The 22239-nt window shown below is 65.2% G+C and carries 19 protein-coding genes and 1 riboswitch; of the genes, 6 read left to right on the top strand and 13 right to left on the bottom strand.

Annotated features, from left to right (window positions below; all coding sequences use genetic code 11):
- Positions 1-398 precede the first annotated feature (398 nt).
- Entirely contained in the window at positions 399-1325 is a 927-nt protein-coding gene (locus JOD97_RS17660) for an alpha/beta hydrolase (RefSeq protein WP_209720843.1), read from the top strand.
- 89 nt (positions 1326-1414) lie between these two features.
- Positions 1415-4375, top strand: coding sequence for a TonB-dependent receptor (locus tag JOD97_RS17655; RefSeq protein ID WP_209720840.1), 2961 nt, complete (start codon positions 1415-1417; stop codon positions 4373-4375).
- A 49-nt stretch (positions 4376-4424) separates the two neighbouring features.
- Here JOD97_RS17655 and JOD97_RS17650 read toward each other — a convergent pair whose 3' ends face one another.
- Positions 4425-5171 carry a helix-turn-helix transcriptional regulator gene (locus JOD97_RS17650; RefSeq protein WP_209720837.1) on the bottom strand — a complete coding sequence of 249 codons (747 nt, stop codon included), beginning with the start codon at positions 5169-5171 and terminating at the stop codon, positions 4425-4427.
- Between the two features lie 167 nt (positions 5172-5338).
- Here JOD97_RS17650 and JOD97_RS17645 point away from each other — a divergent pair, with 167 nt between their 5' ends.
- Entirely contained in the window at positions 5339-5944 is a 606-nt protein-coding gene (locus tag JOD97_RS17645) for an outer membrane beta-barrel protein (protein WP_209720835.1), read from the top strand.
- A gap of 44 nt (positions 5945-5988) precedes the next feature.
- Here the strand turns inward: JOD97_RS17645 and JOD97_RS17640 are convergent, their stop codons facing one another.
- The 9 genes from JOD97_RS17640 to JOD97_RS17600 form a co-directional block, all read right to left on the bottom strand.
- The gene (locus JOD97_RS17640) at positions 5989-6195 is read right to left on the bottom strand and encodes a hypothetical protein (RefSeq protein ID WP_209720833.1); all 207 of its coding nucleotides are present in this window, start codon (positions 6193-6195) and stop codon (positions 5989-5991) included.
- A gap of 27 nt (positions 6196-6222) precedes the next feature.
- Positions 6223-7563 (bottom strand): ATP-dependent protease ATPase subunit HslU, encoded by a 1341-nt coding sequence (hslU, locus tag JOD97_RS17635; RefSeq protein WP_209720830.1) that lies wholly within the window; start codon positions 7561-7563, stop codon positions 6223-6225.
- Complete coding sequence (gene hslV, locus JOD97_RS17630) at positions 7560-8102, bottom strand: ATP-dependent protease subunit HslV (RefSeq protein ID WP_209720826.1); 543 nt, start codon at positions 8100-8102, stop codon at positions 7560-7562. Before hslV ends, hslU begins: the two co-directional genes overlap by 4 nt.
- A gap of 80 nt (positions 8103-8182) precedes the next feature.
- Positions 8183-9505, bottom strand: a complete 1323-nt coding sequence (locus JOD97_RS17625; protein WP_209720823.1) for a hypothetical protein — start codon at positions 9503-9505, stop codon at positions 8183-8185.
- Positions 9506-9676: 171 nt separating this feature from the next.
- A complete protein-coding gene (gene dksA / locus JOD97_RS17620) occupies positions 9677-10123 on the bottom strand; it encodes an RNA polymerase-binding protein DksA (protein ID WP_209720820.1) in 447 nt (148 codons plus the stop codon).
- Positions 10124-10247: 124 nt separating this feature from the next.
- Positions 10248-11312 carry a GTP-binding protein gene (locus JOD97_RS17615; RefSeq protein WP_209720816.1) on the bottom strand — a complete coding sequence of 355 codons (1065 nt, stop codon included), beginning with the start codon at positions 11310-11312 and terminating at the stop codon, positions 10248-10250.
- A gap of 164 nt (positions 11313-11476) precedes the next feature.
- Positions 11477-12412, bottom strand: a complete 936-nt coding sequence (locus tag JOD97_RS17610) for a tyrosine recombinase XerC (protein ID WP_209720813.1) — start codon at positions 12410-12412, stop codon at positions 11477-11479.
- Between the two features lie 10 nt (positions 12413-12422).
- Positions 12423-13091, bottom strand: coding sequence for a DUF484 family protein (locus JOD97_RS17605; RefSeq protein WP_209720810.1), 669 nt, complete (start codon positions 13089-13091; stop codon positions 12423-12425).
- Between the two features lie 165 nt (positions 13092-13256).
- Positions 13257-14315 (bottom strand): porin, encoded by a 1059-nt coding sequence (locus JOD97_RS17600; RefSeq protein ID WP_209722620.1) that lies wholly within the window; start codon positions 14313-14315, stop codon positions 13257-13259.
- 456 nt (positions 14316-14771) lie between these two features.
- Between JOD97_RS17600 and JOD97_RS17595 the strand changes: the two genes are divergently transcribed.
- Positions 14772-16361, top strand: a complete 1590-nt coding sequence (locus JOD97_RS17595) for a tetratricopeptide repeat protein (RefSeq protein ID WP_209720806.1) — start codon at positions 14772-14774, stop codon at positions 16359-16361.
- 151 nt (positions 16362-16512) lie between these two features.
- On the opposite strand, the gene dapF is transcribed toward JOD97_RS17595, so the two are convergent.
- Genes dapF through JOD97_RS17580 form a run of 3 tightly spaced genes read right to left on the bottom strand, consistent with a single transcriptional unit; the run spans position 16513 to position 19116 of the window.
- Positions 16513-17376, bottom strand: coding sequence for a diaminopimelate epimerase (gene dapF, locus JOD97_RS17590; protein ID WP_209720803.1), 864 nt, complete (start codon positions 17374-17376; stop codon positions 16513-16515).
- 10 nt (positions 17377-17386) lie between these two features.
- Positions 17387-18265, bottom strand: coding sequence for a lipid A biosynthesis acyltransferase (locus JOD97_RS17585; protein WP_209720800.1), 879 nt, complete (start codon positions 18263-18265; stop codon positions 17387-17389).
- Positions 18262-19116 carry a lysophospholipid acyltransferase family protein gene (locus JOD97_RS17580; RefSeq protein WP_209720797.1) on the bottom strand — a complete coding sequence of 285 codons (855 nt, stop codon included), beginning with the start codon at positions 19114-19116 and terminating at the stop codon, positions 18262-18264. Before JOD97_RS17580 ends, JOD97_RS17585 begins: the two co-directional genes overlap by 4 nt.
- A 199-nt stretch (positions 19117-19315) precedes the next feature.
- Here JOD97_RS17580 and metK point away from each other — a divergent pair, with 199 nt between their 5' ends.
- Entirely contained in the window at positions 19316-20482 is a 1167-nt protein-coding gene (gene metK / locus JOD97_RS17575; RefSeq protein WP_209720794.1) for a methionine adenosyltransferase, read from the top strand.
- Positions 20483-20663: 181 nt separating this feature from the next.
- A riboswitch (S-adenosyl-L-homocysteine riboswitch) is annotated at positions 20664-20733 on the top strand.
- A gap of 27 nt (positions 20734-20760) precedes the next feature.
- Positions 20761-22188, top strand: a complete 1428-nt coding sequence (gene ahcY, locus JOD97_RS17570; RefSeq protein WP_209720791.1) for an adenosylhomocysteinase — start codon at positions 20761-20763, stop codon at positions 22186-22188.
- Positions 22189-22239 lie beyond the last annotated feature (51 nt).

Here is a 22239-nt window from a genome sequence, read left to right as displayed (position 1 = left end):
ACACTTGCAACACGGTAGCCTGGCGCTCTTTCCCGCCCTTTCGGCGGCACCGCCAGGCCACCGGCCGCAAGAAAAATCCTCCCCGCCGCACGCCCGGACCGCCCGCTCCGCATAGCTGAAATGGGCTGGCGGGCCGCCATGCCGCGCCGCCGCATGCGGCCACCTGCTGGCGCTGAAGCATATCGATTTCGGTATCGATACGCCTGAAAAAGTTATTGGTTTCCTGCTAATTGCGGCGCTACATTTGCTACGGCAGCAAAATGTTACCGCAATCATTTTTCAGCGCGCGAACATGGAAACTAACATCGACAGCAACAAGACCGCCGCGAGGGCGCGCGGCGGCGGGCGGCGGCTGAGCTGTCACCGGCACCATCCAACCAAAAAAACAAGGAGACAGAATGAACAAAACCCGATTGCTGGCACTGGCGCTGGCCTGCGCACTGGGTGCGCCCGCCATGGCGCAGAGCGACAAGATGGTGCCGATGGCCGCCCCGGCGCAGCCGGCCGCGATCACGCTGAACAGCGGCGCGCTGCCCGGCGCCACGGCGCAGGAGTCGTGGCACAGCCAGTACAACAGCGTGTTTGCCCGCAACGTGACGGTCGCCACGCTGACGCCGTTCCTGCCGGTGGCCGGCAAGGGCAGCGGCGCCGCTGTCATCGTTGCGCCCGGCGGCGGCTTCCGCACGCTGTCGATGGAAAACGAAGGCTGGCAGGTGGCGAAGGCGCTGGCCGACAAGGGCGTGGCCGCGTTCGTGCTCAAGTACCGGCTCAACCAGACGCCGGCCGACATGGCCGGCTTCGAACGGTCGATGGCGGAGATGTTCTCGGCTACCGCCAAACGCCCGCCGGCGCCGCCGGACGCGGCCACCGCTTATGCGCCGCAGATCGCCGACGCCCGCGCCGCCTTCGCGCTGGTGCGCAGCCGCGCCGGCGAATGGCGTGTCGATCCCGACCGCGTCGGCATGCTGGGCTTTTCGGCCGGCGCCATGCTGACGATGGCGACCGCGCTGCACGGTCAGGATGCCAAGCCCGCCTTTATCGGCAACATCTACGGGCCGCTGTCGGCGATGAAGGCGCCGGCCGACGCGCCGCCGCTGTTCATCGCGCTGGCCGCCGACGATCCGTTCTTCGGCAACGCCGGCTATGGCCTGGTCGACAGCTGGCGCGGCGCCAAGCGGCCGGTGGAGTTCCACCTGTTCGAGCAGGGCGGACACGGTTTCGGCATGTACCCCAAAGCGACCACCAGCACCGGCTGGTTCGATAGCTATGTGCGCTGGCTGGACATGCACGGCTACCTGGCCGCCGCCACGGCCAAGGCCAAGTAAATCACGTCAACCATCACAGGGAGAATACCGACCGATACCGCCGCCGCAGTGAGCAAAAGCTAGCCTAGACATATAACAACGGAGACTTTATGCAGACACCATTTCAGCGCAATCTGATGTACCTGGCCGTCGCCAGCGCCTGCGGCGTCCTGGCCATGCCCGGCCACGCGCAGCAGGCCGGCGCCGCCGACACCGAGGCCCCGCGCGTGATCGTCACCGGCATCCGCGCCAGCATGCAATCGACGATGAACATGAAGCGCAACGCCGACGGCATCGTCGACGGCATCGTCGCCGAAGACATGGGGAAATTCCCCGACACCAACCTGGCCGAATCGCTGCAACGCATTTCCGGCGTCTCGATCGACCGCAGCAACGGCGAGGGACAGAAGGTCACCGTGCGCGGCCTGGGTCCGGATTTCAACCTGGTGCTGTTGAACGGCCGGCAGATGCCGACCACCGACCTGAGCGACCTGTCCGGCCGCTCGTTCGACTTTTCCAACCTGGCGTCGGAATCGATTTCGCAGCTGCAGGTGTACAAGACCGGCCGCGCCGACAGCCCCACCGGCGGCATCGGCGCCACCATCAACGTGATCACCGGCCGGCCGTTCGACAATCCCGGCATGCATTCGAGCATAGGCCTGAAGGCGGTCAAGGACACCTCCAACGACCACGTCGCCGACTCGATGAAGGGCAAGCGCGTCACGCCCGAGCTGTCCGGCATCTATTCGAACACCAGCGCCGACGGCCGCTTCGGCATCGCGCTGAGCGCCAGCTACCAGTCGCGCGACTCCGGCTTCAACCGCGCCGGCCTGTTCAACGGCTACCAGGGCCCCTACCTGGGCTCGGCGGTGGTCGATGGCCAGACCCTGCCGCAACCGGGCCAGCCCGGCGCGCAGAACATCACCAATCGTCCGGCGCAGGACGCGCTGTATTCGATTCCGCAAAACATGAACTACAACATCGCCGCCGTCCAGCGGCAGCGCACCAACGGGCAGCTGACGTTCCAGTTCCGCCCGGTCAAGGAATTGACCACGACGGTCGACTACACCTATTCGGAAAACAAGTTGCAGACCAAGCGCAATGAGCTCAGCGTCTGGTTCGCGCAGACGCCGACGTCGACCAGCAGCTGGCCGAGCGGCCACGTGGTCAGCCCGCTGACCTATGCCGAGGTGTATCCGACGCCGCAGGATATCTCGGTGGTGGGCAGCGACTTCGCCACCAAGACCAAGAACCAGTCGGCGGGCGTCAACGTCGCCTGGAAAGCCAGCCGCGATCTGAAGCTGGAGTTCGACGCCCATCACTCGACCGCCGAGTCGGGCGCGGACAGCCCGTTCGGCAGCGACAACGCGCTGTCGAACGCCAGCTTCAGCCGTGGCCCGGTCAAGCTCGACTTCACGCACGAGCTGCCGGTGCTGAGCATGCCGGCCGCCAACCTGGCCGCCGCGCCCATCCAGGCGGCCGGTTCGTGGTTCCACAACAGCTACCAGAAATCGACCATCAAGCAGGCGCAGGCGAAGGGCAACCTGAAGCTGCTCGAGGCATCTGAGCTGAACTTCGGCGTCGGCTACACCGACACCAGCAACCGCTCGACCTACTCGAATGTGCAGAACAACACGTGGGGCGGCGCGACCAAGGCGTCGGACTACCCGGCCAGCCTGTTCCAGGCCAATTCGCTGCCGTCGTTCTTCAACAAGCTGGGCGGCCACAACGCGCCCGAGCTGTTCGGCACGCTCTACACCTTCGACTTCGCCACCGTGCGCCAGGTCACGGCCAACGCCGTCGGCAACCAGGCCGCCTACCTGCCCAACTTCACCAACCCCGACACCGACCGCACGTTGCAGGAAAAAACCAGCTCCGCTTACCTGTCGTTCAACACCGATTGGGACACGGCGATTCCGTTCCACTCGTCGCTTGGCGTGCGGGTCGAACGCACCCGGGTCGATTCGGTCGCCCAGGTGTTGCCGGGCAGGGCGGTCGTGTGGGTGGCGCAGAACGAATTGCCGATCACGTTCGGCGGCCAAGCCTTCAGCAACACCGACGCCTCGTACACCAACGTGCTGCCGGCCATCAATCTCGACGCCGACCTGCGCAGCGACATGAAGTTGCGCGCCAGCGTGGGCGCCACCATCGGCCGCGCGCGCTACGACCAGCTGCAGGGCGGCCTGACGCTGGGCACGATCGCCAACGTGTTCACCGGCGGCACCGCCGCGGTCGGCAATCCGGCCCTCAAGCCGGTCAAGTCGAAGAACCTGGACCTGTCGTGGGAATGGTATTACGACAAGCAGAGCGTGCTGTCGCTGGCCTACTTCCGCAAAAAGCTGGACAACTACGCCGGCCAGACCTTGATCTCGCAGTCGCTGTACGACCTGCATACGCCGATCGGCGGCGCCTACTACAAGGCGGCGCTGGCGAACGGCTGCACCGCCGCCGATACCAATTGCATCCGCAACTACATCCTGGCCAACTACGACGGCCAGCCGGGCGTGAAGAAGACCGGCGTCAAGGGTGACGGCATGCTCGACGGAACCATCACCGGGCTGGCGAGCGATCCGATCCTCAACTTCCAGACGACCACCTACGCCAACCAGAAATCGGCCAACGTCAGCGGGGCCGAGGTCAACGTGCAGCATATGTTCGGCCAAAGCGGCTTTGGCGTGCAGGCCAACTACACGTATGTGCACTCGCCGCTGAAGTACAACGATGCCGATGTCAACGACCAGTTCGCGATTCTTGGGCTCAGCAATTCCGCCAACGTCGTGGGGATATTCGAGAACAAGGACTGGTCGGTGCGGGTGGCCTACAACTGGCGCGACGAATTCCTCGCCGGAACGGTCGATGGCAACGGCCGCGCGGCGCCGGTCTACACCGACGCCTACGGCCAGGTCGACGTCAGCATCGGCTACAACTACAACCAGAACCTGAGCTTCCAGCTTGAGGCGATCAACCTCAACGATGCGACCCAGCGCCAGCATGGCCGCACGGCGGCATCGACGCTGAACGTGACGCAGGCCGGACCGCGTTACATGATCGGCGCGCGCTACAAGTTCTGATTGTCTGTGGAGCGGCGGGCCGCGCCGGCGGCTGGCCGCTGCCGGCGGCTCAGGCTTTTTGCGGCGCCCGCCGCAGCGCCGTGAAGGCGGCGAACTCCCACGAGCGGAATCCCACCAGCAGGGTGAAGCCGTCGCGCTCGTGCGGCGCCAGCTTGCGGTCGCCCTGGTGCAAGCGCGCCAGCTCGCCGGCCAGCTGCTGGATGCGGCCCACCAGTTCCTGCGCGCTCGGCAGCGATAGCCGCGCGGGCAGGCACAGCAAGGTTTCGCCGGCGCCGGCGAAGCTGCCGCCGAAATAGTCGTTGACCGCGTGCTCGCGGAAGAATTGCTGCACCGGGCCGTCCGGCAGCCAGCGGAACGCGTTCGACACGCGCAGCCGGTAGCGGTTCATCGGCTTGAGCTCGATCACGCCAAGGCGGTCCAGTTCGGCCAGCAGCATGATGCATTCGGGTTCGGTCAGGTCGTAGGTTTCGAGCACCTGCTCCAGGGTCCAGTGGCCCAGGCAGCAGATCGCCATCAGCAGCAAATGCGGCTGCGCCAGCAGCGATTTTTCCTGCGTCAAGGTCAGCGCGTCGGCCTGCGGCGTGGCGTCGGCGGCGCCGCGCAGCACGTCCTCCATCGCCACCCCGGCCGCCTTGCAGATCTGCGCCAGCCGCGACAGCGACATGTCTTGCTGGCCGAACATGCGCTTGACGCTGGACTCGCTCATGGCGATGCGCTCGGCGAGCATTTTGTAGGTGACGCCGGCGGTCCGCATCTGGGTCCGCAATACCTGCAACAGCAATTCCGGTGAACTCATGGATGCCCTTGGTAAAAAAACAAAGGTATCGTAGCACGGTACTTGCTGTGCTGAAAAGTGGTTCCTGGAACATTCAAATAGGACAACAAGCGGATGTGGGCCACACTGGCGTCCGCTGTCCCTCGTGGAAGGGACGGCGCCCCGAACCACTTCAAGCCAGGAAACCTATGTCCACCATGATCAAAACGCTGTGCGCGGGCATGATAGCCGCCTTCGCCAGCCTCTCCAACGCCCAGGCAGCCGATGCCGGCACCGTCTCTCCCGGCTATATCGGTGCCGACATCGGCGCCGTCACCTATAGCGGCAACACCAGCGCGCTCTCCCGCGTATACGGCGGCCTCTCGATCGGCAGCGGCACGGCGTTCGGCCTGCAGCAGGTCCACGCGTTGGAATTGATGTTGTTCACAACCAAGCTCAAAGAAGACGGTTATGGCGCCGATGCCGACTATCGCATTCCCGGTCTCAAGACGCGCGCCAACGGCGCGGCCGTGAGCTGGACCACCGCATTGAAGCTTAATGACGACTGGTCGCTGACGAGCAGGCTGGGGGCGACCTACACGCACACCAAGAATAGCTATGACACCGGCGGCGCCTATCTTGCTTACAGCTGGAGCCGCGACACCGCCGGTGTCATCGCCGGCGTCGGCGCGGCCTACAAGCTCAGCCCCAACGTCTCGGCCACGCTGGACATCAACTACATGCCGATCAAGCTCGATAGTTATCGAAAGAGCGATCCGGCGACCGTCAGCGCCGGCTTGAAATACCACTTCTGAGATTACCCGAGAGCGGGCGCCACCACCGGCGCCCGCCGACGGTTTCACTGCTCGTCCGGGTCCGGCTTCAGCTTTGCCTTGGCCAGCAGGCGCTTGGCGGCCTGGCGCTCGGCCGCCGCCGGCTTGGCGTGCGGACCGGCGCCGCCGGAGCGCGCCTTGGCCGCCAGCGCCACCGGGTTGCGCGGCGGCTTTTGCGACGGTTCGACGCGGATCGTCATCTTCTGCCGCGTGGACAAGGCCTTGTTCGCCATCGCTGCGCCCCCTTTTACAACACCGAATTACAGCACATAACGCGACAGGTCTTCGTTGACCGCCAGCGCGTCCAGACGCTCGTTGACGTAGGCCGCGTCGATCGTGATGACCTTGCCGCCGTCCTCGCTGGCGGTGAACGACAATTCCTCCAGCAGCTTTTCCATCACCGTGTACAGGCGCCGCGCGCCGATGTTCTCGGTGCGCTCGTTGACCGAGTAGGCGATCTCCGCCAGGCGCGTGATGCCCTCCGGCGCGAACTCGATCTTGACGTTCTCGGTCGCCAGCAGCGCCTCGTACTGCTTGGTCAGGCAGGCGTCGGTGCTGGTGAGGATGCGCTCGAAATCGGCGATCGACAGCGATTCGAGTTCGACCCGGATCGGGAAGCGGCCCTGCAGCTCGGGGATCAGGTCGGACGGCTTGGCCAGGTGGAAGGCGCCCGACGCGATGAACAGGATGTGGTCGGTCTTGATCATGCCGTACTTGGTGTTGACGGTGGTGCCCTCGACCAGCGGCAGCAGGTCGCGCTGCACGCCGGCGCGCGAGACGTCGGCGCCGCCGACCTCCGAGCGCGAGGCGATCTTGTCGATCTCGTCGAGGAACACGATGCCGTTCTGCTCGACGTTCTGGATCGCCTTTTGTTTCATCTCGTCGTCGTTGACCAGCTTGGCCGCCTCCTCGTCGATGAGGAACTTCATCGCCTCCTTGATCTTGACCTTGCGCGCCTTTTTACGCGCGCCGCCGATGCCGGAAAACATCGACTTGATCTGTTCGGTCATTTCCTCCATGCCGGGCGGCGCCATGATTTCCATCTGCGGGCCCGTCTCGGCCAGCTCGAGCTCGATCTCCTTGTCGTCCAGCTCGCCCTGGCGCAGACGCTTGCGGAAGGTCTGGCGCGTGGCGTCGCCGGCCTGCGGCGCGTCGGCCGGCGTGCTCTGGTGGAAGCCGAAGTCGCGCGCCGGCGGCAGCAGGATGTCGATCACGCGGTCCTCGGCGGCGTCCTCGGCGCGCGCGCGGACCTTGGCCATCTCGGCCGAGCGGGTTTGCTTGACGCCGATGTCGATCAGGTCGCGGATGATGGTGTCGACGTCGCGCCCCACGTAGCCGACCTCGGTGAACTTGGTGGCCTCGATCTTGATGAACGGCGCGTCGGCCAGCTTGGCCAGGCGGCGCGCGATCTCGGTCTTGCCGACCCCGGTCGGGCCGATCATCAGGATGTTTTTCGGCGTGATCTCGTGGCGCAGCGGCTCCTCGACCTGCTGGCGGCGCCAGCGGTTGCGCAGCGCGATGGCGACCGCCTTCTTGGCTTTGCCCTGGCCGACCACGTGTTTATCGAGTTCGCCGACGATTTCATGGGGGGTCATGTTCATGCTGGTTCCAGTGTTTCAACGATGTGGTTCAAGTTGGTGTAGATGCACAACTCGCCGGCGATGGTCAGTGACTTTTTGACGATTTCGGCGGGCGACAGTTCCGTGTTTTCCACCAAAGCCTTGGCGGCGGACTGGGCGTAGGTGCCGCCCGAGCCGATGGCGCCGACGCCGTCCTCGGGCTCGAGCACGTCGCCGTTGCCGGTGATGACCAGGGTCGATTCGTGGTCGGCCACCAGCAGCATCGCCTCGAGCCGGCGCAGCACGCGGTCGGTGCGCCAGTCCTTGGCCAGCTCGACGGAGGCGCGCAGCAGGTTGCCCTGGTGTTTTTCCAGCTTGCCCTCGAAACGGTCGAGCAGGGTGAAGGCGTCGGCGGTGCCGCCGGCGAAGCCGACCAGCACCTTGCCCTGGTGGATCTTGCGCACCTTGCGGGCCGTGCCCTTCATGACGATGTTGCCCAGCGTGACCTGGCCGTCGCCGCCGAGGGCGACCTCTTTGCCGCGGCGCACGCACAGGATGGTGGTACCGTGAAATTGTTCCATATTGACCTCAGAGTAATGACGCAGACTGCTTCAAGACTTGAAAAGTGGGGCTGGAATTGGGAATTGCAAGTTAGTACAAATTAGTACTTGTGCGGGTAGAGCCGGGCGATGTCGCCGTAGCCGAGTAATCTTAACAGGGCCGTGACCAGATGGTTCACGTCGCGGAACTCGATTTTGCGGCCGGCGGCGGCCAGCGGCTGCAGGCAGGCGTGCAGGCCGATGGCGGCCGGGTAATCGATGCGCAGCAGCCGCGAGCAGTCGAACACCAGCGCCTGGTATTGGCCGGCGTAGGCCTCGATCGCCGCCAGCAGCGGGCCGGGCGGGCCTTCCATGACCGGCGGCAACATGAAGCGGTCCGGCGACGCCGGCAGCCGTTGCGCCGGCGCCATCGCCACCTTGTGCGGCGCCGCGAACGACGGCGGCGACACCTCGAAGGTGACGCAGTAGTCCATCGCGGTTTCCTCGAATTCCTTTTCGCGGTTGAGCAGTTGCAACAGTTCCAGCAGCAGCAGCCACGGCGCCTCGGTGTCGTCGGGGCGGCCGATGGCGATACCGGCGCGGATCTGCGCGGCCAGCTCGGCCGCGCCCACCAGGATCAGCTCGCGCTGGCGCGCCTGCAGCCGGCGCAAGGTGTCGAGCAGCAGCCAGCAGGCCGGCGCCTCGAGGTCGGTGACGCGGTGGAATTCGAGCCGCAGCACCGGGTGCGCGTCGGCCAGGCGCAGCAGGTGCTCGAGGCGGTCCCCGATCCCCGCGTCGAGCACGCCGCTGAAGGTGGTGCTCGGCGCCACCCCGGCCCAGCCGGGCGCGGCGGACGCCGGCGGGTTCCACGCCGGCGGCGAGGTTTCAAAGGTGCTGACGTAGTCGATCGCCAGGTTGTCGAAGCGCTCGCGCTGGCCGCCGATCTGGTACAGGTCGAACAACATCCACCAGACGGTGCGGTCCTGGTCGGCGCCGGCGGCGACGCTGTCGGTCAGCAGTTGTTCGGCCGCCGCGTCCTGGCCGTTGGCGTAGAGGATGGCGATCTCCTCGACCGCCGGCGCGGTTTGCGCCGCCACGGCCGCCTGCGGCAGCTCGTCGTCGCCCAGCAGCACGGTGGTGGGCAGGCCGGCCAGCGCCTCGGTGTCGGGGCCGCCGTCGTGGTGATGGCCGTTGCGTGGCGGGCGCTGGCGCTGGCTGCCCCAGGCCGGTTCCGGCTGGTTGAAGATGTCGAACGCCATCGCCGATTCGATGGCGTCGATTTTCATGGCGGTGGCGCGGGCGATCTCGCGCTGGCGCGCCTGCTGGTGCTGGCGCGCGGTCTCGCTGTTGGCGGCCAGCCGCGCCGCGGCGTCGTCGCTGAGCGGGTCCGGCGCCTGGTCCGGGCGCGCTTGATCGGTCTTTTTGAATAGCGAAAACAGGCCCACGCTTTCCTCGTCGTCGTCGGCGCCGGTGCGTGCGCCGTCAGCGTAGTGTAGCGGAAGGGAAAGCGGTTTTCGTGTTACGGATAGGAAGGGTGTGCAAAAGCACGTAAAAAAGCACGCGGCGCGCGCGTGCCCTGTACATGGGGCGGGCCGCCGGCGGCCCGCGTCGGCGCATCAGTCGCCGTACAGTTTTTGTTTCAGTTCGCGGCGCTGCTGCGCTTCGAGCGACAAGGTGGCGGTCGGACGGGCGATCAGGCGCGGAATGCCGATCGGCTCGCCGGTTTCCTCGCACCAGCCATAGTCGCCGCCGTCGATGGCGACGATCGACTGCTGGACTTTCTTCAGCAGTTTGCGTTCGCGGTCGCGGGTGCGCAGTTCCAGCGCGTGTTCCTCTTCGATCGTGGCGCGGTCGGCCGGGTCCGGCACGAGCACGGTCTCGCGCAGGTGTTCGGTGGTTTCGCCGGCGTTTTTCAGCAGCTCTTTCTCAAGGGCTTGCAGCTTTGCTTTGAAAAATGCCATTTGCGCCGGATTCATGTAATCCTTTTCATCCATCTTCAGAATTTCTTCTTCGGTCAGGATGCGGTCGGTGGCGGCGGGGGTCGATTTATTAGTTTTGGTCATAACTTCGCTTACCTTCGATACGACAGAGTTTTCAAATTAATCAGCCCGGATTTCGTGGCAATCACCGTGGCAATCAGCGTGGTAACTTAGTGACAAATTGCCATCCCCACAAAACCCGGATAGTTTATACCAGACATTGTTCTAAACCGCTAATAAAGATGTCTTTCGGCAGATTTTTACCGATAAACACCATTTTGCTGCCGCGAACGTCGTTTTCTCCCCATTTCGCGCCCAGGTCGCTGCCCATGATCTGGTGTACGCCCTGGAACACCACCTTGCGATCGGCGTCCTGCATCAACAATACGCCTTTGTAGCGCAGCATGCGAGGACCATAGACATTTACCAGCCCGCCGAGGAATTCGTCGAGCTTGGCGGTGTCGAACGGGCGTGTGCTTTTGAACACAAACGCGGCGATATCGTCGCTGTGGTGGCCGTGGTGGTGGTTGTGGTCGTGGCCGTCGTGGCCGTGATGATGGCCATGCTCGTGGCCGCAGTGCTCGTCGTGCACGTGGTCGTCGTCGTGGGCCTGGTCGGTGGCGAGGAAATCGGGGTCGAGCTCGAGCTTGTCGTTGAGGTTGAAGCCTTTGAGGTCGAGCACGTCGCTGAGCGGGGCGCGGCCGAAATCGGCCTTGCCGATCGGCGCGCGCGGATTGATGCGCTTGAGGCGGGCGGTCAGGGCCGCCAGCTCGTCCTCGCCGACCAGGTCGGTTTTGGACAGCAGCATCTTGTCGGCGAACCCGACCTGGCGCTGCGCCTCCTCGTGCTGGTCCAGCTGCTCCATCGCGTGGCGGGCGTCGACCACGGTGACCACGGCGTCCAGCATATAGTGAGTGCCCACTTCCTCGTCGACGAAGAAGGTCTGCGCCACCGGGCCCGGATTGGCCAGGCCGGTGGTCTCGATGACCACGCGGTCGAACTGCAGCTCGCCGGCGGCGCGCTTTTGCGCCAGGCCCGTCAGCGCCACGATCAAGTCGCCCCGCACGGTGCAGCAGATGCAGCCGTTGTTCATTTCCACGATCTGTTCGCCGCTATCCTGGACCAGGATTTCGTTGTCGATGTTTTCCTGGCCGAACTCGTTTTCGATGACGGCGATGCGCATGCCGTGCTGTTCCTGCAGGATACGGTTGAGCAACGTGGTCTTGCCGGCGCCTAGGAAGCCGGTCAGGATGGTGGTGGGGATCAATTCCATGTCGTAGCAGCCTGAGTCTGGTGGTCGGGAACCCCATATGGGGCTCAACGGCGAAATTACAATCGGCCGATTATGCCGGAATTTCAATCGTGCCCGCAATTGGCCCGATTGAGCAAACTCAGTACGGGCCGGATTTTGGCTGGTTTTGCCCGCTATCGCCGGCTTTATTTGACTTTCGCGCGCGGGTGGGCCTGGTCGTAGACCTCGGCCAGATGCTGGAAGTCGAGCGCGGTGTAGACCTGCGTCGAGCTGATGCTCGAGTGGCCCAGCATTTCCTGCACCGCGCGCAAGTCGCCCGACGATTGCAGCACGTGCGAGGCGAACGAGTGGCGCAGCATGTGCGGATGCACCCGCACCGGCGCGCCGTTGGCCACGCCGTGGGCCCGCAAGCGCTGCTGGATCACGCGCGGCGACACGCGCGTGCCGCGGGTGCTGACGAACAGCGCGTCGCCGCCGTCGCTGGGCGCCGGACGCACCGCGATCCACGCCGCCAGCGCCGCCAGCGCGGCGGCGCCGACCGGCACCACGCGCCGCTTGTTGCCCTTGCCGGTGACGACCACTTCGCCGTTGTCGAGGTCGACCCAGCCCAGCGCCGCCTTGCCGGCCGTCAGATCCAGGCCGGCCAGTTCGGACACGCGCAGCCCGCTCGAATACAGCAGCTCGAACATGGCGCGGTTGCACAGCTCGGCCGGTTCGGCGCCGTTGCCGGCGCGCGGCGCGGGCGGCGCCACCAGCCGCACCGCGTCGTCGACCGACAACGCGCGCGGCAAGGTCTTGGCGCGTTTGGGCGCGCGCACGCCCTGGACCGGGTTGGCCGGCAACGCCACGCGCTCGCCGAGCCAGCCGAAGAAGCCGCGCCAGCTGGATAATTTACGCGCGATAGAGCGCGGATCGAGGTCTTTTGCGTGCAGTTTGGCGGCCAGCCGGCGGACCAGGAAATGGTCGACCTGCGGCCAGTCGTGGCCGTCCGACAGCGTGGCCAGTTCGCCGAGGTCGCGCGCGTAGGCCGCCAGCGTATGCGCCGACAGCTTGCGCTCGGTGCGCAAATGGCCGAGATAGGCGTCGATCCAGGCCAGCTTGCCGTCCGGTTCGGCGCCCATGGCTTGCCGCTCAGGCCAGCAGCCAGGCCAGCGCGGTGCTGGACGTCTCGCCGATGTGGACCAGGAAGTCGGTCGCCATCAGCGAGGTGAAGCGGGCCGGATCGGCCGAGCCCAGGATCAGCAGGCCGAAGGCGTTCTTGTTGCCCGGCTTGCGCAGCGGGATGATGACGGTGGAGGTGATGCCGGCGGCGTCGTCGAGCCAGCGCACCGCCTCGAAGTCCTTGTTGGTGCCGCAATACGGCGCCATCAGGCTGTTGGCGAACAGGCGCGCGTCCTCGGACACGCCCTTGACGAACCATTCGCCGTCGTACTCGGGCGCGGTGTCCCAGATGCGCAAGGTGACTTGCGGCACGTCGAAGGCCGACTTCAGGCCGCTGACCACCGAGTGTGGCATCGAACCCACATCCTCGGACTCCAGTAGCACCTTGGTCCAGCGGTGGAACTTGTTGGCGATGGCTTCGTTTTCGGAGGCCAGGCGCATCAGGTTGCTCATGCGCAGTTCCAGCGTTTTGTATTTGTCGCGCATCACTTCCATCTGCCGCTCCTGCAGCGAGACGGCGCGGCCGGTGATGGGGCTGGCCAGTTTGATTTCACCGAGCAAGTCAGCGTGTTCTTCGAAGAAGTGCGGGTGTTCGGTGAGGTACTGCGCGACAAGCGTGGAATCCAAAGGGACGGTCATGGCTACTCTATCTGCAAGGTTGGGACTGGTGACCACATTTTAACCGACGCGGGCGTTTGTACTGAACCAAAAACGACACGGCGGCGCGGCGCGAAAAAAAACGGACAAGGTCGCCCTTGTCCGTATCCCCAACGTCGATCCGGCAGTTCTTGCCGACTGCGCGGTTTAGAAATTGTGGTGGATGCCCAGACTGTAGAAGTTGAACGTGGTGGTCGGCGTGATCTTCTTGCGGGCCGCGTCGACGTACAGATAGGTGCGCGCCGACAGGTTGTAGTCGTAGCCGACCGACACCTGCTTGGTCTTGGCGATGGTCGGGCTGCCGAGCGCGTTGTCCGGCGTTTTCTGGCCGTAGCCGGCGCGGATCAGGCCCGGGCCGATGGTGTAGTTGGCGCCGATCAGCCAGGCCTTGGTGTCAGGATTGATCAGCACGCTTTCTTCCTGGTCCTGCTTTTGGTACGAGCCCATCAGCTTGAGGTCGGGAATCGGCTTGAACGACGCGCCGACCGACCACAGCTTGGTGTCGACGGCGTTGCGCTCGTAGGCGGCGTACGCGGCGAACGGGCCGGTGGTGGCGGTGGCGCTGAGCGAGTACGGCACCACGGCGGCGGTGCTGTTGGCGGCGAACTGCGGCGCCAGCGTGGTGCCGCGGCCGACGATGGCCGGGCCGTTGTTGGCTTCCTTGGACGCCACGGTGGCGTTCAGTTGGAAGATGCCGGCGATCACGGGCGTGTTGTAGAACACGGCGTTGGAGAAGCGGTTGGCCGAGTTGCCGGCCGGGCTCAGCGGATCGCTGGTGTAGCCGGCCACCTGCAGGTCGGTCTGGTAGCCGGCGGCCGCCGGCATGCCGGCCCACGGTTCGAACGCGGTGCTGGTTTCCTGGAACGCGGTCAGGCCGCGGCCGATGCGCACGGTGCCGAAGCCGCCCTGCAGGCCGACCCGGCTCTGGCCCTGGAACAGCGGACGCGTGGTGTTTTCGATCACGCCGGTGTCCGGCTCGTAACGGATTTCAAGTTGAAAGATGGCCTTGAGGCCGCTGCCCAGGTCTTCGACGCCGCGGAAACCCAGCTTGTTGTTGTCGCGCTTGCCAACCAGGGTGGAGGTGTTGCCCGAGTTGGTGCGCTTGGAAAGACCCGCATCCAGAGTGCCATAAATGGACACGGACGATTGCGCGGATGCAGCGCCGAACACGCCCATGAGTGCCACGGCGACTAAAGATTTTTTAATCATTTGAGTTATTCCTTTTAGAGTAATTTGGTACAAAGGTCTAATGCCGTCCTGCCGTTTGTTGATCCCCCGGTTGGATCGAACCTTAAAGGCTCGCCGCCGCAAACGCGTCGGAATGGTCGGCTATGGCGCCATGTTTGTGTCAAAAGCGGGCGAATCGCGGCTTCTTGTTGTATTTTCGAAACGCTTGCCAGGCGCTCCATGCGGTGCTTGCTTGGCCTGTCGCGCGACTGCGTCTAACCTGCAGTTGTTGCATTATTTCTTTTCATGGAAGCATCAAAACAGTTCCAGCGTACAGGGGCGGCAGGGGGTTGGAGCTTGTGGCAGATCAAGCGGCCGCGCATTTTGTTTAGGGTGTGGCGCCGATGGCACGCTACACTTGGAGTCTCATGGTCATCCGGCCCGCGTGGCACCGATGCACTGCCCGCTTCGATAAATCACATTCATAGTGAGACGATGGCAAATCGAGAAGAGTTAGGGATCATCCGGGGCGCCCGCGCGGGAGACGCGGTCTGCCAGTTAGCGTTGGGGAAGCTATACCTGTTTGGCGGCGCCAGTCTGCCGTTGAGCTTGCCGACCGCGCTGCACTGGCTCAACCGCGCCGCGCTGCAGGACCAGGATGAAGCCTGGATGCTGATCGGCAGCTACGTCCCCTTCGAACACGCGCAACATTGTTTACCGTCGGTGCTGTCGTGGTACGACCGCGCCTACGACGCCGGCGTCCAGCAGGCCGGTGTGGTGTTGGCGCAACTGGTGCTGAACCAGTCGGCGCGCCCCGACGCCACCGAGCCTCCCCTCAATGCCCGGCTGCGCGACAAGGCGCTGCAGGCGCTCGACACGGCCGCCCGTTCCGGTTCGGCCGAGGCGCAATGGCTGTTGGCGCAGCAGGGCGGCGCGGCGGCGCCGGCCCGGCCGGCGGCTTCGGCCGCAGCGCCGTCGGTGCGCGCGCGCGGCCCGCGCCCGCCGGCCAGTCGCGGCCGTCAGCCATGGCCGGCGCGCGCGGCCGACCACGGCATCGGCGCCGCCCAGTATGCGATGCTCGAGGAAGCCTGGCACGGCGCGCGTGACGCGTTTTTACAACGCGCGATGCCGCTGCTGCGCAAGCTGCTGGCAGGCGCGCCGTGCGACGCCGAGGCCGCGCGGGCGGCCGACTGGCCGTTCGGCCCGGACCAGCTGACTTTGCTTTCGCGCTGCGCCGGCCTGCTCGGCGGCGCGCCCGAGTACGAGGCCGAGCTGCGCCAATGCCGCGAGCTGGCCGCCCATGGCGGCGACCGCTGCGCGCAGCTGGCGCTGGGGCTGTGGTTCGCGCGCATGGACAGCGGCGGCAAGCGGCAAACCAAGGGCATCGCCGCCGTCAACTTCAAGCGGGCGATCCGCTGGCTGACCTTGGCCGGCGAGCAGGGCCTGGCCGAGGCCTGGTTTGCGCTGTCGCGCATCTATCTGAAACCGGAGTTCTCGCAGCGTTGCGTGGCCGAGGCCCAAAGCTATCTGGAGCGGGCGGCCGAGATGGGCCACTGCGGCGCCCAGCTCGAATGCGGCATGTACGCGTGGCGCAACCGCCGCAACGACGAAAGCAGCGACGTGCGCGCCGTCTACTGGCTGCAGAAGGCGGCCGCGCAGGGCTGCGACGAGGCCGAGGCGGCGCTGGAGCGTATCGTCCAGGCGCCCAAGGAGTCGGGCTGGACGGAGAGCATCGCCGGCGGCGTCACGCGCGAGCTGACGGCCAGCCAGCCGTTGCTGGCGGCGCGGCTGGAGTTGGCCGAGCTGTTCGGCTTGAGCCGGGCCGAGGCGCTGCTGCTCGATGTGAAGGCGGCCGACCAGGGGCATTGCCTGGTGGTCGATATCCGCGCCAGTTACGGGCGCAGCAAGCGGCGTTTGATTTTGCTGCGCACCGCGCGCGAGCGGCAGGCGCTGGACCGCATCAGCCGCCTGTTCGACGCGATCGACGGCGGGCCGGACGGACCGGAGGGCAATTATCGCCAGCGCTTGTACCGGCTCAAGACGTGGCTGCCGGCGGCGGGCGGGGATGATTTGCTGGCCGCGTAAGCGGCGACCGTGGAATCGAAAAACCAAGGAACCACGGAAACACGTAGGGCGGATTAGCGCAGCGTAATCCGCCATGCATGCGTGTCGGCGGCTCATCGATGGCGGATTACGGCGTTCCGCCTAATCCGCCCTGCGTGTTTCCGCGATCATCTTAAATTTCCATCTCGCCTTCGAACACCGTCACGGCCGGGCCCGTCAACAGCACCGGCTGCCCCACGCCCGCCCAGCTGATCGACAACTGGCCGCCGCGCGCGTCGACCCGCACCGGGCTGTCGAGCAGGCCGCGCGATATGCCGGCCACCACCGCCGCGCAGGCGCCGGTGCCGCAGGCCAGCGTCTCGCCGACGCCGCGCTCGAACACCCGCAACTTGATGTGGCGCCGGTCGACGATCTGCATGAAGCCGGCGTTGACCCGGTTCGGAAAGCGCGGATGATGCTCGATCAGCGGACCGGTCAATTCCACCGGCGCCGCGTCGACGTCGTCGACCACCTGCACCGCGTGCGGATTGCCCATCGACACCGCCGAGATCAGCACGCTTTCCTTGGCGCCCGCCAGCTCCAGCACCAGCGGCCACAAGGTGGCGTCGCCCTGGCGCTCGCCGTGCAGGCCCTCGGCGTCGAACGGCACGCGCGCGGCGTCGAGCACCGGCGGGCCCATGTCCACGGTGATGCTGCCGTCGGCCTCCAGCCGCGGTTCGATGACGCCGGCCTTGGTTTCGACGGTGATGCTGCGGCGGTCGGTCAAGCCTTTTTCGGAGACGAACTTGACGAAGGCGCGCGAGCCGTTGCCGCACTGTTCGACTTCGCCGCCGTCGGCGTTGAAGATGCGGTAGCGGAAATCGCAGCCCGGCTGGGTCGGCTTTTCCACCAGCAGGATCTGGTCGGCGCCGACGCCGAAGCGGCGGTCGCCCAGCAGCTTCCATTGCGACGCCGTCAGCGCGATGTCCTGGTTGATGCCGTCGATGACCACGAAGTCATTGCCGGCGCCGTGCATTTTGGTGAATTTGAGTTTCATCGTCTGTCTTCTACTTGGAACGTTGGTACAGCGAAGGCTCGCCGTTGGGGCGCGTCTTGAACCGTTTGTGGGTCCAGAAATACTCGGCCGGCGCCTCGCGCACGCGCTCCTCGATGAAGGCGTTCATGCGGCGGGTGGCGGCAACCATGTCGGGACCCGGGTAATTGTCCCACACCGGATAGAACTTCACACGATAACCCTGGTAATCGGGCAGGAAGGTGGCGATCACCGGCATCACCTGGGCGCCGGTGGTGGCGGCGATGCGCGCCGTGGCCGTCAAGGTGGCCGCCTCGATGCCGAAGAACGGCACGAATTCGGCGTCCTTCTCGCCGAAGTCCATGTCCGGCAGCATGAAGTAGGGCAGCTTGTCGCGCAGCGCCCGCAGGATGGGCTTGATGCCGTCCTGGCGCGTGAACAGCTTGACCGGCTTGAAGCGGGCGCGGCCGGCGCGCAGCACCTTGTCGAAGGTGGTGTTCTTTTGCTGCACGTACATCGACGAGGCGCTGGCCACCATCGCGATCGACGCGCCGGCCACGTCCAGGCAGACGAAGTGCGGACACAGCAGGATGGTCGGCTGGGCCGTCATCTCTTCCACCGGCACCGGGCCCGGCTCGACGCGGATCAGGCGGCGCAGGCGCGCCTCCGAGCCCCACCACAGGATGCCGCGCTCCCACACGCTGCGCGAGTACGCCTGGAAGTGGCCGCGGGCGATGGCGACCCGTTCGGCCTCGGACAGCTCCGGCATGCACAGGCGCAGATTGGTCAGCGCGATGTGGCGGCGCGAGCGCAGGGTCAGGAACAGCAGGCTGCCGGTCAGCTTGCCGACGCGGCCGAGCAAAGGCAGCGGCAGCCAGTGGAGCAGCCACATCAATCCGAGCAGCAGCTTCATGCCCGTTCCTCCGCCGCCACCGGCGCCTCGATGCCGGCCGGCACCTTGTAGCGGTTGTAGCTCCAATAATATTGCGCCGGATTGCGGGCGATCAGGCGTTCCATGGCGGCGTTGATGGCGCGCGCCTGGTCGGCCGTGTCGCCGTCGAGCGTGCCGTCGAACGGCACGAAGCGGACGATGAAACCCTTGCCGCCCGGCAGCCGCTCGGCGTAGGTGATGATGACGGTGGCGTCGCCCATGCGCGCCAGCTTGGCCGGCAAGGTCATCGTGTAGGCGCTGCGGCCGAAGAAGTCGGCCCACACGCCTTCGCCCTCCTGCGGCACCTGGTCGGGTAGCAAACCGATAGGCTGGCCTTTCTTGAGGAACTTGGCCAGCATGCGCACGCCGGACATGTTGGCCGGCGCCAGCAGCAGGTTCTTGCGCGCGCGCGCGCCCTCGACCAGCGGCTTGAGCGCCTCCTGTTTGGGCGGCCGGTACATCACCATCAGCTCGGTGCGCAGCGCGATTTCCTGCGCGACGATCTCAAAACAGCCCAAGTGTGGCGTCAGGAACACGATCCCGCGTCCGGCGTCGAGCGCGGTTTGCACCAGTTCCCAGTTCTCGGCGTTGGCCAGGCGCGACACCCGTTGCGGCGACGCGCACCAGATGAAGGGCAGTTCGACGATGCTTTTTCCGGCCTCGGCGATCGCCGCCGACAGATGCTGTGTATAGCCGGCAAGGGCCATATTCGTGCGCATATGGCGGCGGTGGGAGGCGGAGCACAGATACACCAGCCAGCCCAAAGCGGCGCCCGCCGCGTGCAGCAGCGGCAGCGGAAAAATCGACAAAAAGCGGAAAAGATAAACAAGCATGAAGTTAAATCGTCAATATGAAGGAGTGTTCGGCTGCTGTTGCTCTAGCCAAAAATTTTTTAAGAAGCGTAAAATACCACGTATGCACTATCCGCTGAGTTAACAGACAACTTGCGAGGCGGAATATAAATATCGCTAAAGCGTCGCAAGCCGTATTGGGTGAGCGACAACCATTCTCAACCAGTATCAGGAGCTTGCGATGTCAAACGATTATCTTTTCACTTCCGAATCCGTCTCGGAAGGCCACCCGGACAAGGTCGCCGACCAAATCTCCGACGCCATTCTGGACGCCATCCTCGAGCAAGACCCGAAGGCGCGCGTCGCCGCCGAAACGCTGTGCAACACCGGTCTGGTGGTGCTGGCCGGCGAGATCACCACGCACGCCAACGTTGATTATATTCAAGTCGCGCGCGAAACCATCAAGCGCATCGGCTACGACAACACCGACTACGGCATCGACTACCGCGGTTGCGCGGTGCTGGTGGCCTACGACAAGCAGTCGCCGGACATCGCCCAGGGCGTCGACGAGGGCGCCGGCATCGACCTCGACCAGGGCGCCGGCGACCAGGGCCTGATGTTCGGCTACGCCTGCGACGAGACGGCCGAGCTGATGCCGGCCGCCATCCACTACGCGCACCGCCTGGTCGAGCGCCAGTCGCAGCTGCGCAAGGACGGCCGCCTGCCGTGGCTGCGTCCGGATGCCAAATCGCAAGTCACGCTGCGTTACGTCAACGGCCGTCCGGTCGCGGTCGACACGGTCGTGCTGTCGACGCAACACGCGCCGGAAATGCAGCACAAGCAGATCGAGGAAGCGGTGATCGAGGAGATCATCAAGCAGGTGCTGCCGCGCGAATGGCTCAACGAGACCAAATACCTGGTCAACCCGACCGGGCGCTTCGTCATCGGCGGCCCGCAGGGCGATTGCGGCCTGACGGGCCGCAAGATCATCGTCGACACCTACGGCGGCGCCAGCCCGCACGGCGGCGGCGCGTTCTCCGGCAAGGATCCAACCAAGGTCGACCGTTCGGCCGCGTACGCCGCGCGTTACGTCGCCAAGAACGTGGTGGCGGCCGGCCTGGCGCGCCAATGCCAGGTGCAGGTCAGCTATGCGATCGGCGTGGCGCGTCCGATCAACATCACGGTGTACACCGAAGGCACGGGCGTGATCCCGGACGACAAGATCGCCGCGTTGGTGATGGAGCACTTCGACCTGCGTCCGAAGGGCATCGTGCAGATGCTTGACTTGCTGCGTCCGATCTACGCCAAGACCGCCGCCTACGGCCACTTCGGCCGCGAAGAACCGGAGTTCAGCTGGGAGCGCACCGACAAGGCCGCGATCCTGCGCGCCGCCGCCGGCCTGAACTAAAAGCAACTCCGGGGTCAGGTCCACCATTTCTACACGGCCTCTGCCGTAGAAGCCCTCTACGGCAGAGGCCGTGTAGAAATGGTGGACCTGACCCCGGAGTGAGGTGTTGCTTGAACATCCGCTGACCCGGCTTATTTGCCGAGTTGTATGGCGAGGCGCGCCAAGGTGGTGCTAAAATGCACCTTCCGAGGAGCGTTGCGACGAATGCACCCATTCGCCAGGCTCGGAATCTGCAACCGCGCTCACGTTACTTTTTTCTAACATGAAAGGAGGGCGTGATGAACGCCGTACTCAAATCCGCACCAGACTACCTCGTCGCCGATATCTCCCTGGCTTCCTGGGGTGACAAAGAAATCCGCATCGCCGAAACCGAAATGCCCGGCCTGATGGCCATCCGCGAGGAATTCGCCGCGGCGCAGCCGCTCAAGGGCGCGCGCATCACCGGTTCGCTGCACATGACCATCCAGACCGCCGTGCTGATCCAGACCCTCGAGGCGCTGGGCGCCAAGGTCCGCTGGGCCTCGTGCAACATCTATTCGACCCAGGACCACGCCGCCGCCGCCATCGCCGCCGCCGGCACCCCGGTGTTCGCCATCAAGGGCGAGACCCTGGACGAATACTGGGACTACACCCACCGCATCTTCGAATGGCCCGCCGACGCCGCCGGCAACCCGGTCTACTCGAACATGATCCTCGACGACGGCGGCGACGCCACCTTGCTGCTGCACCTGGGCGCGCGCGCCGAAAAAGATATCTCGGTGCTGGCCGCGCCAGGCTCGGAAGAGGAGATCTGCCTGTTCAACGCCATCAAGGCCCACCTGGCGATCGACCCGGCCTGGTACTCCAAGCGTCTGCCGCAGATCATGGGCGTGACCGAGGAAACCACCACCGGCGTGCACCGCCTGTACCAGATGCATAAAGAAGGCAAGCTGGCCTTCCCGGCGATTAACGTCAACGACTCCGTCACCAAGTCCAAGTTCGACAACCTGTACGGTTGCCGCGAGTCGCTGGTCGACGGCATCAAGCGCGCCACCGACGTCATGATCGCCGGCAAGGTCGCCGTCATCGCCGGCTACGGCGACGTCGGCAAGGGCTCGGCCCAGGCCATGCGCGCGCTGTCGGCCCAGGTGTGGGTCACCGAAATCGATCCGATCTGCGCGCTGCAGGCGGCGATGGAAGGCTACCGCGTCGTCACCATGGACTACGCCGCCGAACACGGCGACATCTTCGTCACCTGCACCGGCAACTATCACATCCTGACCGAGCAGCACATGCTGGCCATGAAGGACCAGGCCATCGTCTGCAACATCGGCCACTTCGACAACGAGATCGACGTCGCCGCGCTCAAGAAGTACACCTGGGAAAATATCAAGCCGCAAGTCGACCACGTGATCTTCCCGTCGGGCAAGCGCATCATCCTGTTGGCCGAAGGCCGCCTGGTGAACCTGGGTTGCGGCACCGGCCATCCGTCGTACGTGATGAGCTCGTCGTTCGCGAACCAGACCATCGCCCAGATCGAGCTGTTCGCCAACACCGACAAGTATCCGGTCGGCGTCTACGTGCTGCCGAAGCACCTGGACGAGAAAGTGGCGCGCCTGCAGTTGAAGAAACTGAACGCCCAGCTGACCGTGCTGACCGAAGAGCAAGCGGCCTACATCGGCGTGTCGCAAGCCGGTCCGTACAAGCCGGACCACTACCGTTATTAATGTGACGGTCTGAGGCGGGGCCGGCGTCTGTTGCCGGCCCTGTTTTTATCT

The organism is Duganella sp. 1411, from assembly GCF_017833525.1.
Lineage (GTDB): Bacteria > Pseudomonadota > Gammaproteobacteria > Burkholderiales > Burkholderiaceae_D > Rugamonas.
This window is presented reverse-complemented; position numbering and strand designations above follow the sequence as displayed.